The organism is Micromonospora sp. NPDC047762, assembly GCF_043204655.1.
Classification (GTDB): Bacteria; Actinomycetota; Actinomycetes; order Mycobacteriales; family Micromonosporaceae; genus Micromonospora.
Genome location: NZ_JBIDCQ010000002.1, coordinates 126641 through 140226, shown reverse-complemented (window position 1 = coordinate 140226; position 13586 = coordinate 126641). Strand labels below are relative to the sequence as shown.

14 protein-coding genes are annotated in these 13586 nt (G+C 71.1%); 7 read left to right on the top strand and 7 right to left on the bottom strand.

Annotated features, from left to right (window positions below; genetic code table 11):
• Positions 1–50: 50 nt before the first annotated feature.
• The 6 genes from ACGF3C_RS06135 to folP all read right to left on the bottom strand — a co-directional run bounded on the left by ACGF3C_RS06135 (position 51) and on the right by folP (position 4088).
• Positions 51–359 (bottom strand): hypothetical protein, encoded by a 309-nt coding sequence (locus ACGF3C_RS06135; RefSeq protein ID WP_357222730.1) that lies wholly within the window; start codon positions 357–359, stop codon positions 51–53.
• A 53-nt stretch (positions 360–412) separates the two neighbouring features.
• Positions 413–1627, bottom strand: a complete 1215-nt coding sequence (locus tag ACGF3C_RS06130; protein WP_393219325.1) for an ABC transporter permease — start codon at positions 1625–1627, stop codon at positions 413–415.
• A gap of 119 nt (positions 1628–1746) precedes the next feature.
• Positions 1747–2283: a DUF3180 domain-containing protein gene (locus ACGF3C_RS06125; protein WP_393219322.1), complete on the bottom strand. Its 537-nt coding sequence runs from the start codon at positions 2281–2283 to the stop codon at positions 1747–1749.
• Between the two features lie 19 nt (positions 2284–2302).
• Complete coding sequence (folK, locus tag ACGF3C_RS06120) at positions 2303–2830, bottom strand: 2-amino-4-hydroxy-6-hydroxymethyldihydropteridine diphosphokinase (protein WP_393219318.1); 528 nt, start codon at positions 2828–2830, stop codon at positions 2303–2305.
• Positions 2827–3195 carry a dihydroneopterin aldolase gene (gene folB, locus ACGF3C_RS06115; protein ID WP_393219315.1) on the bottom strand — a complete coding sequence of 123 codons (369 nt, stop codon included), beginning with the start codon at positions 3193–3195 and terminating at the stop codon, positions 2827–2829. The genes folK and folB overlap by 4 nt, the downstream gene beginning before the upstream one ends.
• Positions 3192–4088, bottom strand: coding sequence for a dihydropteroate synthase (folP, locus tag ACGF3C_RS06110; protein ID WP_357222742.1), 897 nt, complete (start codon positions 4086–4088; stop codon positions 3192–3194). Before folP ends, folB begins: the two co-directional genes overlap by 4 nt.
• A 356-nt stretch (positions 4089–4444) precedes the next feature.
• Between folP and ACGF3C_RS06105 the strand changes: the two genes are divergently transcribed.
• The 7 genes from ACGF3C_RS06105 (at position 4445) to ACGF3C_RS06075 (ending at position 12927) form a co-directional block, all read left to right on the top strand.
• Positions 4445–4759: a hypothetical protein gene (locus tag ACGF3C_RS06105; protein WP_357202093.1), complete on the top strand. Its 315-nt coding sequence runs from the start codon at positions 4445–4447 to the stop codon at positions 4757–4759.
• A gap of 13 nt (positions 4760–4772) precedes the next feature.
• On the top strand, positions 4773–5135 hold the full coding sequence (locus ACGF3C_RS06100) for a hypothetical protein (protein ID WP_053654782.1): 363 nt from the start codon (positions 4773–4775) through the stop codon (positions 5133–5135).
• Between the two features lie 70 nt (positions 5136–5205).
• Positions 5206–8628: an ATP-binding protein gene (locus tag ACGF3C_RS06095; protein WP_393219310.1), complete on the top strand. Its 3423-nt coding sequence runs from the start codon at positions 5206–5208 to the stop codon at positions 8626–8628.
• Position 8629: 1 nt separating this feature from the next.
• On the top strand, positions 8630–10585 hold the full coding sequence (locus ACGF3C_RS06090; RefSeq protein WP_393219307.1) for an MFS transporter: 1956 nt from the start codon (positions 8630–8632) through the stop codon (positions 10583–10585).
• Entirely contained in the window at positions 10582–11139 is a 558-nt protein-coding gene (locus ACGF3C_RS06085) for a hypothetical protein (RefSeq protein ID WP_357227718.1), read from the top strand. The genes ACGF3C_RS06090 and ACGF3C_RS06085 overlap by 4 nt, the downstream gene beginning before the upstream one ends.
• Entirely contained in the window at positions 11136–12314 is a 1179-nt protein-coding gene (locus ACGF3C_RS06080) for a M23 family metallopeptidase (RefSeq protein ID WP_393219303.1), read from the top strand. The genes ACGF3C_RS06085 and ACGF3C_RS06080 overlap by 4 nt, the downstream gene beginning before the upstream one ends.
• Positions 12315–12327: 13 nt before the next feature.
• Positions 12328–12927 carry a hypothetical protein gene (locus ACGF3C_RS06075; protein ID WP_393219301.1) on the top strand — a complete coding sequence of 200 codons (600 nt, stop codon included), beginning with the start codon at positions 12328–12330 and terminating at the stop codon, positions 12925–12927.
• Positions 12928–12929: 2 nt separating this feature from the next.
• Here ACGF3C_RS06075 and ACGF3C_RS06070 read toward each other — a convergent pair whose 3' ends face one another.
• Entirely contained in the window at positions 12930–13487 is a 558-nt protein-coding gene (locus ACGF3C_RS06070) for a hypothetical protein (RefSeq protein WP_393220722.1), read from the bottom strand.
• Positions 13488–13586 lie beyond the last annotated feature (99 nt).

Here is a 13586-nt window from a genome sequence, read left to right as displayed (position 1 = left end):
CCCAGGCCCCGAACCGGTGGCTCGGGCGGACCTGGGCTGCCCCGAGCGGCTCAGTGCTTCATCAGGTAGTCGATGAAGGCGGCCCGCAGCAGCGGCGCCGACTCCTCGTAGCCGTGACCGGTAAGCTCCCGCCACAGCGCGTTGGCCTCGTCGATCGTCGGGCCGATCGAGTTCGGGGCGCCATCCAGCACCGTTGCCTCGTCCGCGTTCGGCAGGTGGCGCAGCACCGACCAGAAGAAGCCCACGTCCCGATGGTCCCGGGCCCGGGCGAACGCCCGCTCCCGCAACTCCTCGGTGGACAGCGCGTCAAGCTCCTCGAACGAGGTTCCGCCCGGGGTGGCGGCAGGTGAGTCGGTCATGTCGCCGAGCCTAACGGTCGAGATCAGCTCCGGCTCGGCGGACGCGACGCGGCTCACCGCTCGTCGGTGTCCCACCGTCGCGGGCCGTCCTCCCACCGCGGATCCCGCCACGGGTCGATCGGCTGCGGCGCGGCCTGGGTCGGCAGCGTGGGCGGCCAGTTGTCGACGGACTGCGGCTGCGGCGTGGTCCAGCCCGAGCTGATCGTGCCGTCGCTGACCGGCTCGGGCCGCTCGGGCCTGCCCGGTCGGGGCCGCCCGAGCGTCTCGACCAGCCGAGTCGCCAGCAACCCGACGCCGAGCGCGGCCCCACCGACCACCCAGTTGCTCAGCGTCCAGCCGCGCTCCGACGCGTACACCTGGAAGACGGTGACCAGGCCGACCGCCAACAGCGTGCCGAACACACCGCCCCGGCGGCCGTACGCGCTGGTGCCGGCGAGCAGGGCCACGCCGACGGCCAGCACCGTCCAGTCCAGCCCCGAGGTGGGCGCCACCGGCCCGGGGTCGTTGGCGGCGAGCAGCATGCCGGCCAGAGCGGCCAGCACGGTGGAGACGACAAGCGCGGCGGCGGTCACCACGGCGGCCACCGCGCCCCGCCGACGGGCCGGATCGGCGATCGGTCGGTATCGGCCGACGAGCCGACGGATCGCCCGGATCGCGCCGAACAGCCCACCCAGGACGGCCACCGCCGCGAACCCGGCGAACAGGTAACCGGCGCTGCCGCTGGGGTCGTAGTCGCCCTGCACCAGCACGGGCGCCGATCGGCGTTCGATGTACACCACCACGGCGGCGGCGCCGGCCAGGCTGGCCGCCCAGCCGGGCACGTGCAGCACCACCACGGCCAGCGCCAGCGCCAGCCCGCCCACCGCGGCGACCGCCACGGCCGGGCCGAGCGAAGCCGGCAGACCCCTGTCACCCTGCTCGGCGTAGTGCAGGGCGGCGGCTACCGCGATCGGGCCGACGGCCAGGTTCGGCGCGGCAGTCCGCAGGCTCAACCCTGCGGCCAGTGCGAGCAACCCCAGCCCGACCGCGTTGATCAGGAGCGTGCGCAGGTTCTCGTCGCGCACAGCGGCCGGATCCTCCCGCCAGAGCAGCCAGCTCACGGCGGCCAGCCCGGCCAGCAGCAGCAGCTCCCACCCCAGGTGTACGCCGATCCGATCCCGGCCAGGCTCACCGTGGGTGGGATCGTCGAAGACGTTGTCCAGAACGGCGGCCGGCACCCCGGAAGAGGGTTCGGCCGACCGGTCCCGGCCCGCTTCTTCGTAACCCATGACGCCGCCTCCCCAGTGGCCGACCGCCCCCAGTCCGGCGCACGGACGGACCCTGGGCGGCCCTTGCTCCCCGATCGCAGGCACCGTACCCGCGACCGCAGCCGGGCGTAACCCCCTGCTCAGCGCTGGCCGGGGCGGCTCTCCCGCGGGTCCTGCTCGTGCTCGTCGTCCGGGCGTTCCGGCACCCGGCAGGAGCGCTCCAACCAGAGCGCGGCGCCGACCAGTGCCAGCGAGGCGAGCATGCCTCCGCCGGCGGCCGGTCGATCGTCCAGGGCGGCGCGGGTGGTCTCCACGAAGAGCCAGCCGGTGAGCCCCGCGTAGAAGCCCGCGAAGATCGCGGCGGCCAGCGCCGACGCCTTGGCCAGCACCACGAAGCGGGCGACCAACAGCGGATTGACCGGCTCCCGACCCGGTTTGCGCTCGATCCGGCCCCGGGTGTTGATCGCGGCGTACGCCTCCAGCACGGCGAGCCCGGCCAGCGTCACCACCGGCAACCAGGGCAGCCGGGGAATCCCGCTGTAGTAGAGGGTGCTGATCAGCAGCCAGGCCACCGCCGCCGCAGCCAGACCGGCCACGACCAGGGTCGAGATCCGGGTGGGGCCCATCCGCGACCCGTCCGGGCCCGACCCGCGGGGTGGGGGCTTCGCCTGCGTCATGCCGGCCGGTTCCGCTCGGTCATGCCGTCGACTCTAACGCCAACTCCGGCCGGGGACGCAGTTCCAACGCCCCGTCCGCCGCAGGGCCGGTGGTCAGCAGGTCGGTCAGCCAGCCGTGACCGGGCAGCCGTCCGTACGGCTGGATGTCGATCCACGGACGCAGCACGAAGGCGCGCAGGTGCGCCCGGGGGTGCGGCAGGGTCAACTCCGGGTCGTCGCTGCGCACCGGCTCGTCGTCGTCACCCCAGACCGCGATCACGTCCACGTCGAGGGTGCGCGGCCCGAACCGCCGCTGCGGGTCACGGACCCGGCCGGCCGCGCGCTCCGCGTCGCGGGCCCGTTCCAGCCAGTCGCGCGGGGTTGCGCTCTCGTCCTGCACGAGCACCACCGCGTTGAGGTACGCGGGCTGATCGGTGTCGCCCCACGGTGGAGTCTCGTACACCCCGGAGAGCACGAGCACCGCGTCGCCGAGGGTGGCGACGGCCGTGCGCAGGTGCTCCAGGCGGTCGCCCAGGTTGCTGCCGAGCGAGAGAACCGCCCGGGTCACCGGTTACGCGCCCGGGTCATGGTGACGGCCACGTCGGTGAAGGTGTGCGGCACCGGTGCCTCGGGCTTGTGCACTGTGATCGTCGCGGCGTCGACCCGAACGTCGGCCAGGCAGACCGCGAGGAGCCGGTCCGCCAGGGTCTCGATCAGGCTGACCGGCTCGCCGGTCACCACCGCGACCAGGCGTTCGGCCAGCTCGCCGTAGTGCACCGTGGCGGCAACGTCGTCACTGGCTGCGGCTGGGCCTAGGTCCAGCTCCAGGACGGCGTCGACCACGAAGTCCTGCCCCTGAACGCGTTCGAAGTCGTACACCCCGTGCCGGCCGCGCGCCCGCAGGCCGGTCAGCTGGATCCGGTCCGTCGTCATCGCCGTACCCCATGCTCGTGATCGTGTTGGGTCAACTTCCTGTCGTGCGACGGCACGGCCAGGCGAGGGCTGCCGGTCGCCGCCCAGACGGCGAGCGCGTCGGCGGTGGCCCGCACGTCGTGCACGCGTACGCCCCAGGCGCCCGCGGCGACCGCCAGGACACTGGTGGCCACGGTGGCCGCCTCCCGCTGGGCGGTCGGTCGCGGCGTGCCGTCCGCGGCGGCGAGCAACCCACCGAGGTACGACTTGCGGCTCGCCCCGAAGAGCAGCGGGTAGCCGAGATCCAGCAACTCCGGCAGGCGGGCGCTGAGCTCCCAGTTGTGCGCGGCCGTCTTGGCGAAGCCGAGCCCGGGGTCGACGATGAGCCGGTCGGCGGCCACCCCGGCGGCCAGCGCCGTGTCGATCCGTTGGGACAGCTCGGCCCGGACGTCGGCCACCACGTCCGTGTAGGTGGCCAGGTCGCGCATGGCACGGGAGTGCCCTCGCCAGTGCATCAGCACCCAGGGGCAGTGCGCGTCGCGGACCACCCGGGCCATGTCCGGGTCGGCCAGGCCACCGGAGACGTCGTTGACCACCGCCGCGCCGGCGGCCAGGGCGGCCTCCGCGACCCGCGCGCGGCTGGTGTCGACGCTGACCGCCACACCGGCGGCGGTCAGCTCGCGAATGACCGGCAACACCCGCTCGACCTCGGTCTCGGCGTCGATCCGCGCGGCACCCGGACGGGTCGACTCGCCACCGATGTCGACCAGGTGCGCTCCGGCGTCCCGTAGACGGACGCCGTGTCCGACGGCGGCGTCCAGGTCGGCGTACCGTCCGCCGTCGGAGAAGGAGTCCGGTGTGACGTTGAGGACGCCCATCACCACCGGGCCCGAAGCCCGCACCAGATCGGTCACGACTAGACGGTACCGGTCGCGGCGGCGGCGCCCAGCGACCCGGGTGGGCCCCACACCACTACCCCTGACGTGCCGATTAGAACAGGTGTACGATCGGCCATCCGGGCAGTATCGGGCAGGCCCTTCGCGGCTTGTCGCAATCCGGGGCGGCCCGTACGCTTTGGAATTGGCCAGCATCGAGATGGCGAAGCTTGGAGGGAGGGCCGAAGCGGGGAAAATCCGCCCAAACCTCGCCACCCTCCGTGGTGAGTAACGAACACAGGGTCAAGAACGCCATGCCCTGTGGAGCACTTTTCCCGCCAGGCTTGCCTATTGCACCGCCGCGGCATCGCCGGCCGCGCTATGGGGAGGTTCCAGTGATCGCCTACGAGCTCATGGAGACGGCGTCGTCCGGCGTCGCCCACGCGCTCTCCACCCTGGCGTCGACTCCACTCGCGGAGCCGGCACCGAAGGGGATCGACACCAACGGTGTCGTCACCTTCTTCGCCAGCAAGATCGCGCCGATCCTGCTCGCCGTCCTGGGCGTCATCTTCATCGGCCGTGCCAGCCGAGGCGAGATCTCCAAGGTGCTGACCAGCTCCGCGATCGCCATCGTCGGGCTCGCCTTCATCGCGGGCGCGGCAACACTCTTCTTCGTCGGCGATTACCTGATCGACCTGATCTTCGAATAGGCGCGTTCACCACATGCGGCTGCGCACCGACGACGACATCTACCGGGCCCGCCTGGTCTACCTCGGGCCGCCCGGTTACACCCTTCCGGTCCACCTGCCCTACGCCCAGTACGGGCTCTTCATGTTGCTGGTCCCCCTCTACATGTTCATCCACTGGCTGTTCACGTTGACGGTCGAGCTCTTCCCCGCCTGGGAGATCGCGCTCGCCATCGTGACCACGTCGTTCATCTTCCGGCACGTCGACCCCGATCGGCCGGCGCGGGTGGTCATCCGCACCGCGCTGACCGACTGGCGACGCACCCGGGAGCCGGCGGTCGAGCAGCGCGATCCGCGCCTGGTCGGCAGCCGGATCAGGATTCGGGAGGAACTGGCATGACCGGACGTATGTCGAACGGCCCGTCGCAGGACGCGGGCATGGGTCTGCCGACAGCCGCCGAGGCGATCGCATGAGCCGCTCCTCCACGCCGGGCTCCCCGGCCGGCCGCCCTGGCGCACCGGTCGGTCACCGTGCGCACTCGTTCGACTACATCGAGGACGAGGACGAGGTTGCCCTCGACCCCGCACTGGTGACGTCACCCGGCCACGGTGCCGTCGGCGTGTTCCAGGCACCCCGCCCGGTCCCCCGCCGGACGCCACCGGCCGAGCCCACCGCCGTGTCGGCCGGCGAGAACGCCGACATCGACTCCCCCTTCCTGGACCTCTTCGGCGGCGGAGGGCGACCCGGCGCGGCGCGAGCCGTCACGGCCGGCCCGAGCACCCGCGAGCAGCCGGCGATCCCGCATCAGCCGCCACCAACCGCCGGCCCGGCACCCGCGCGCGCGGTTCCCGAGCTCGAGCCACCGTGGACCCCCGCCGACAACGGTGGCCTACCCGTCGACCCACGACACGGGGGCGGCCACCCGGCCAGCGAGTCGCGGGTGCCGCATCAGGCCGGGGATCGACGGCCGATGGGGCGTCCGTCTGATGAGCCCGGTCCGTCCGCCGGCGGTCCGTCCGCGACCGCCGGCCCCGCCCGCCGACCCGCCAGCACCGCGCCGAGTGGCCGCCCCCCAGCGGCGCCGGCGGCTCAGGCGCAGCCCCAGCCGACGGCCGCCAGCCGGTCCACGGCTCCGCCGGAGCAGCCGGGGATGATCACATCTGCGAATCGGCCAGCTCTCGAGCGCACGCCGCGTCGGGCCACCGACCCGGACCGACCCAGGAGCACCGGCACCGCGGCCCCCGGTAAGGAGGTCGCCGCACCCCGACAGCGCACGGCGAGCCGACCGGACCGACCGATCAAGCCGACCCGGGTTCGCGCTCCGAAGATCAAATTCGGGGATCGGGATCCGTCGGTCGAACTGGCCATCACCGAGATCGCCGGCCACCTCACCTTCACACCTAACACCGTCACCGCCTGGTACTGGCTGCCCGAGGTCCGCTGGGCGTTCCGGCCGGACGCCGAACGCGAGGCGCTGCTGTCGGCGATCTCCGAGCAGTACGCCGGCCTGGCCGGCTTCCGACTGCACCTGCGCCGCACCACCCGGCCGTTCCCCGCCGACGAGTGGGCTCGCACCATCGACACGCACACGGCGGCACCCCTGCCCGACGTTCCCGGCACCACCGGCTGGGCCGACCACCTGGTCGCCGCCCAACGCCACCTGATGGCGGTCAACCACGCCGAGGGCCAGACCTACCTCGGTGTCACCTTCGCCCGGCGTTCCCTCGGCGACTCGCTCACCGAGCGGCTGCTGCGCACCTTCGGGCGAGGCACCGCCGATGGCGAGCGCCGCAAGCTCGGCCGCACCGTCGAACAGTTCGACGAGGTGCTCGGGGCATTCGGCATGCGCGGCCGACGGGTCACCGCCCAGGAGCTGGAATGGCTGCTCTACCGCTCGGTGGCGCTGTGCATGTCGCCGCCGAGCACCCTCTCCCCCGTGACCGACGGGCGCTGGGAGCGCGGCGACCTGCTCGCCATGACCGAGCAGGTCGAGCGCTACCGCACCCCGTACGGCTCGACGGTCAAGCTGGTCAACCGGATGACCGGCGAGGAGCGGCACGTGGCCGTACTCGCCGTCGGCCGGATGGAGCCGCTGGAGATCCCCGAACGACACGAGCCCTGGCTGCACTTCCACGAGCGGCTGCCCTGGCCGATGGAGATCTCCACCCGTGTCGACATCCTCGGCTCCGGCGACTCCTTCCGTAACCTGGAACACCGGCTGCGGATGATCCGCTCGCAACAGCTGGACTATGCCGAACACGGCATCGACGCGCCCCCGGAGCTGGAACGACTGGCCAAGCGCGCCCTGGTGATCGGCGACGAGATGACCACCGGTCTCCCGGTCGACTCGGCCCGTGCGCACGGCTGGCACCGGATCGCGGTCGGCGGCCGGACCAGGGAGGAATGCCTGGAGCGGGCCCGCCGGCTCATCCAGCTCTACTCCCGGGAGCTGCGCATCTCACTGCAGCACCCGAAGAACCAGGACTGGCTGGCCCGCGAGTTCATCCCCGGCGAGCCGATCGCCAACACCGGCTACGTGCGGCGCATGCCGGTGCCGTTGCTCGCCGCCGCGCTCCCCCAGGCCGCGTCCAACGTGGGCGACCGGCGAGGCGACCTGATCGGCCGTACCGCCGGCACCTGCCGCCGCCCGGTCTTCCTCGACCTGCACTTCCCCATGGAGGTCCGGGAACGCTCCGGGCTCGCGGTCTTCGTCGCCGAACCGGGCGGTGGCAAGTCCACCCTGCTCGGCGCCCTGGGCTACCTGGCCGCCCGCCGAGGTGTCCAGGTGACCCTGCTCGACCCGTCCGGCCCGCTGGCCCGCCTCTGCGCGATGCCCGAGCTGCGGCCGTACTCCCGGGTGTTGAACCTGACCGGCTCGGAACACGGCACCCTGGCGCCCTACTCGCTGATCCCGACGCCGCTGCGCTCCGAGTTCGGCAGCGGGGCCGCCGGCGACCGCGAGTTCGAGATCGCCGTCTCCAACGCCCGGGCCGAGCGGCGGATGCTGGTGCAGGACATCTGCATGATGCTCGTTCCGCCGCAGGTGGCCAGGGAGGCGTCGACCGCCACCCTCTTCCGGCACGCGGTCCGCCAGGTCCCCGCCGAGGAGACCTCCACCCTGGACGACGTGGTGAGCTGCCTCGGACGGCTCGACGACGACGCTGGCAAGGAACTGGCCAACCTCCTGCTGGACACCGCCGAGATGCCACTGGCCATGCTCTTCTTCGGCCGACCGCCGGAAGGGCTGCTCGGTGCCGATGCGGCACTCACCGTGATCACCATGGCCGGGCTACGGTTGCCCGACCTCAAGATCGAACGCGAGTACTGGTCAGCCGAGGAAGCACTGGCCCTGCCGATGCTGCACACCGCGCACCGGCTCGCCGTCCGGCGCTGCTACGGCGGCTCAATGTCGTCCCGCAAACTCGTCGGCCTCGACGAGGCGCACTTCATGGAAGGCTGGCGGTCCGGGCGCTCCTTCCTGGTCCGACTCGCCCGCGACTCCCGCAAGTGGAACCTGGCCGCACTGGTCGCCTCCCAGAACCCCCGCGACATCCTCGGCCTCGACGTGCAGAACCTCGTCTCCACCGTCTTCGTCGGCCGCATCGCCGAGGACGCCGAGATCGCCTCCGAAGCGCTACGACTGCTGCGGGTGCCGGTCAACGACGGGTACGAGGCCACCCTCGCCTCGCTCTCCGCCGCCGACACCAGCTCGTCCAGCCGGCTCGGCTTCCGCGAGTTCGTGATGCGCGACGTCGACGGACGAGTGCAGAAGGTCCGAGTCGACGTCTCATACGTCGAAGGGCTGTTGGACCACCTCGACACGACGCCAGCCGCGATCGCCGCGGCGGCCGGAGTCCTGCCGAGCATCCCCCTGCCGGATCTGGAGGCGTGACATGGCTAGGGCCTGGGCAAGGACCGCGTCGTTCCTGCTCGCCCTTGGCGTACTGGCCGGGGCCACCCTCACCTGGCCGCTGATCGGTGCGGAGGCCGCAGCCGCCGCACCGCCCACCGCCCAGGCCCGCGCCGACCTCTGCACGACCGCCGAATGGCAAGCCGACTTCCGCACCTGCGTGGCAAAGCTGAAGCAGGTCAGCAAGGCCGAAATCGATTGCCGGAAGCCACCCGTGCCTTCCGCTCCGGATTCGGGGCTGGCTGGCTGGTTCGCGTCTCGCCCGGATTCGTCCAAGCTGCCCGGGCCGAAGGGCATCTACAGCGACTACGGCTACGGGGGTTACAGCTACAACACGTACGACGTCGACGGTGGGTGCGCCTCCACCATCCTGCATCCGGACTACAAGTTCACCACCACGGTCGCCAACGGCGAGCTCATGATCGCCACGGCCGTCGTGGGTGCCTCAAACGCCCTGCGTGAACGGGCCTGGGATCCCCGCTCGATGTGGAACTGGGCCGACCCGCTGGTAGAGAAGGCCACCAAGGCGGTCTACCAGAAGGTCTTCAGCGTCTTCGGGATCATCACTCTCTGCGTGGTGGGTCTCTACCTGCTCTGGCGCTCCCGCCAGTCGGACATGAGCAATGCAATGACGACGGCAGGGTGGGCGCTACTGGTAATGGTGGCGGTCACCGCGCTGGCGGCCTGGCCGGTCAAGTCGGCGAACATCGCCGACGGCACCCTGATCACCTCGCTCGGCGTCGTTCACGATGCCGTGGGCCCCGCAGCTCGGGACACCCCTGCGGATCGTTGCGTCGTTCCCAACCCAGACGCTTGTGTGGACAAAAGACCGCCTGCTGTTCGTGCCAGCGACACTGCAACCGAGGCAATGCTCTATCGCAATTGGCTGCGCGGAGTGCTCGGCTCGGCGGATAGCGAGACCGCCCGCAAGTATGGTCCTGCCCTCTACGACGCCAAGGCATTCTCCTGGGAGGAGGCCGAGAAGCTACGGGCCAACCCGGCCACCCGGCCAGCGACGATCGAGGCCAAGCAGCAGCAGTGGATGACGGTCGCGGAGCAGATCAAGACCGAGGACCCGGAGGCGTACGAGTTTCTGACGGGCACCCGCGACATGGACCGGATCGGCTCTGGTTTCATCGCCGTGCTCGCCGCCGTGCTGTTCGCGATGTTCGACCTGACCGCGTCAGTGCTGGTCCTGCTGGGCTTTCTGATCTTCCGCTGGGCGGTGATCGCTGCCCCGATTCTCGGCACGATCGGTCTGCTGCGACCCGCCAGCGCTGGGCTACGCCGATTGGCCAATGCCGTCGTTGCCGCCGTGTTCAACATCGCCATTTTCGGCACTGGCGCCGCGATCTACCTTTTCGCGGTCGATTTGATCATGAGTACCCCTGCTCTGGCGGGTTGGCTCCAGGTGGTGCTGGTCTGGCTCTGCGGGGTGGTCGGGTGGCTGCTGCTGCGACCGTACCGGCGGATCACGCAACTCGGCGGCAAGGACAGCAGCGAAGCGGTCAGTTCGGCCGGATCCTGGCACCGCCGGTTCTTCCGCGACATGCGGACCGCCGCTCGGCTGGACGTGGCCGAGCCGGGCGGCACCGCCGAGCCGGTGGGCGGACGTCGACGGTCACCCAACGCGGAACAGACCCGGCTACGCCCGGAGGCGCGGCGAGAGGACCCGGCTCCGGTGCCGACAGCCGCGGCCGAGGGCCGGCGCGCAGACACGGCGCGCCCCGACGGCCGAGAGCGGCCCGACGAGGCGCCGGCGGAGGAGGGCAGAGGTCGGAGCCGCCCAACCGCCCCGCAGCCCCGACGCCGACAGCCGGCGACCTGGACCGAGCCGGATGTTCCGGCTGAGAACCCGTCGTTCGTGGTCTACCGCCCAGGCTCCACCGAGCGTGTACCGGATCGCACCGGACCTCGGGTGCGCTCAGAGGCGAGGTGACGGCGATGCGACGGGCGCTGGAATTCCTCTTCACCCGGGCGCTGCGGTCCCGGCTGGGCGTAGCGCTCGTGATCGGGGTGGTGGTCGTCGGTGTACTCGGGGCGGCCAGGCTGATCTCCAGCCCGGGTGCTTCAACCGATGGGTTGAGTAGCCGTCCGGATGGGCCGATCATCACGGTGGACCCGACGGCCGGCGACGACGGCCTGCTCAACAGCGCGGCTCCGCCGCGACCCGTGACGTCGCCCGGCGCCCGCACGCCCGAACAGACCGCCGACCGCTTCGCCAAGGCATGGCTGGGCAGTCCCGGGATGACCACCGAAGAGTGGCAGGCTGGTCTGCGGCCACTTTCCACGCCGGCGCTGAGGGAGAAGTTGGCCGGCGCCGAGCCCGAGAGCGTGCCGGCCGAGAAGGTCACCGGTCCTCCGACCATGCGAGAGCGGACCGAGACGTTCGTCGAGTTGCTGTTACCCCTTGATGCCGGCGGGCTCCGGTTGGAGTTGGTCACCTCCGATGATGGTTGGCTGGTCGACGTTCTGGACTGGGAGCGGCCATGAGCGACGTTGGTAGCGCCAAAACCCGCCGCGGCCCCCTCCGGCTCGGTGTGGTCGCCGCGGTGCTCACCGGGATGCTGCTTCTGCTCTGCTGCACCGGCGGCACCGCGGCGTTCTTCCTCACCGGGCTCGGAGGCGACGACGCCGAGAACGGCGACACCATGGCAGGCATGGAGTGCGGGCCGGTCCGAGCGGTGAACATCGCGGGCAAGCTGCCGCGATTCGCCCAGTACGGCGACACACAGGTCCGCAATGCCGCGATCATCATCAAGGTCGGCCAGGACATGGGCGTGCCCTCGCGAGGCTGGGTGGTCGCTCTCGCCACCGCGATGCAGGAGTCCGCCCTGCGCAACCTCGCCAACAGCGGCGTACCCGAATCACTGGCCCTGTCACACGAGGGCGTTGGCGCGGACCACGACTCGCTGGGCCTGTTCCAGCAACGGCCGGGGTGGGGCAGTGTCGCCGAGCGGTTGAACCCCGCCTACGCGGCGCGCAAGTTCTACGAGAAGCTCGTGAAGGTGGGGAGCTGGCAACAACGACCGCTGACCGTGGTCGCGCAGCGGGTCCAGGTCAGCGCTTACCCGGACGCGTACGCCAAGCACGAAGAGGTAGCCAGCCGGATCGTGGACGCACTGGCCGGCGGGGCGGCCCGCACCGTCGAGATCAACGGCAAGGCGGTGTGCAACGCGGCCGAACGCGGTCAGATCGCCGCCTCCGGCTGGACCGCGCCGATCCCCGGCGGAGTCGGCTCCGGTTTCCGCACCGCCAGCCGACCCCGCCACAACGGAGTCGACATCGGCGCGGCCAAGGGCACCGAGATCCGCGCCGCAGCGACTGGTCGGGTGCTGGTCTCCACCTGCGACGAGGACGACCGCGGCCGAGAAGACTGCAACGTGGACGGATTTCCCGGCAAGGGGGGCTGCGGCTGGTTCGTCGACCTGCTGCACGCCGGCGGCTACATCACCCGGTACTGCCACATGGTGGTTCAGCCCTTCGTCAAGAAGGACCAGATAGTGACGGCCGGTCAGGTGATCGGCAAGGTCGGCAGCAGTGGCAACTCCTCCGGCCCGCACCTGCACTTCGAGGTGCACCTGCGCAACGACCGTAACGCGTCTGGCGCGGTGAATCCGGTCCCGTTCATGCGCGAGCGGGGTGCCCCGCTGCGCGCCGCTGAGTGAGGCCAGCACCTGCATGACCGGGCCGTTACCTGATCCCTTCGCCGACCATCCGGACTGGGCACCGCAGCCGCCGAGACCGCTGACCATCGTCCCCGCGACTGAGCGGGTCGAGCTACGCGGCCGACGGGTGCTGGTCGGGCTGCCCGGGATGGGTTGGCGCGGGGATCTGCGCGCGGACGACCGGGTCGTGCAGAGCGCCCGGACCTACGTGCCGGTGATCCCCGAGCACGAGTGGTACCGGGCCGAAGCCGACCAGGTCGAGGTGTTCGCGCCTCTGGTGCCGGTGGAGCGGGTCTGGGTGGAGACGGTCGGCAGCCGTCCGGCAGTGGACGACGCCCGGGACACAGGCATCCGGCTGGTCTCGCTGGACGGCCCGGCACACCGGACCCCCACACCGGTCTTCGAAGCGGACGCGGTCACCGGTCGGCGGGTGGTGCACGTCGAGGGCGGCCGGGAGCACCGTGACCTTCGAGCGGTCACCGAGACCTACTCCGGCGCCGAAGGGGACATCTGCGTGCGAGTCACACCCGAGGTGGAGTGGTACCGCTGGGCCTGGCGAGGCCAGTCACCCATCACCCTGGAGGTGCCGGTTCATCTTTTATGGATTGAGTGACGTCAGCTAGCCCGCGTGCCGCCACACACGTGCCAACCATCGCTTGACCGAGTATCGAACCGCCAGGACTGACGATCGCTCTGGCTTATTCCGTCCATTCGAGCCGAGATGATCAACGTAACCTCGACAGCAGCTGCCTCGCCCTGTGTCTGCACAGTCAAGGGCCCCCAACTGACCGTTATCGTGGTGCCGAAACGTTGCTCCCGCTCGACTAGATCGGTCCGCAGAGCGCGTAACGCCTCCAGCTGTGACTCGCTTTCGCAGGTGAAGAGGTCTGCTCTGACGTCATTGCGATCGACGAGGAACGCGCGCAGATAGTTGTCCACGACCACGTCGGGGGTGCTGCGGTCGGGTGTCGAGGCGCGGTTGTACCAGACCACGGCGGTGGCGATGCCTCCGAGGCAGAGCAGGGCGAGCACGCCAGCGACAACCGTGAGCACCGTCCGCGTTCGGCGGCGTGGCGGCTGCGGCGCCGGCGTTGCCGGGGCGGGCGGCAGCTGCTCGGACGGTGTCCGCTGGGCCGGTACGCGGGAGACCTGGGAACCGGCGGGGGGCTGCACTGATTCCACCTCCTGAAGTTATCGGCTGGACGCTCCGGAGCCAATGCCTCAGATCCAGCGGATCGTGACGGACCCCTCCCCACCGGTGAGATCCACGAC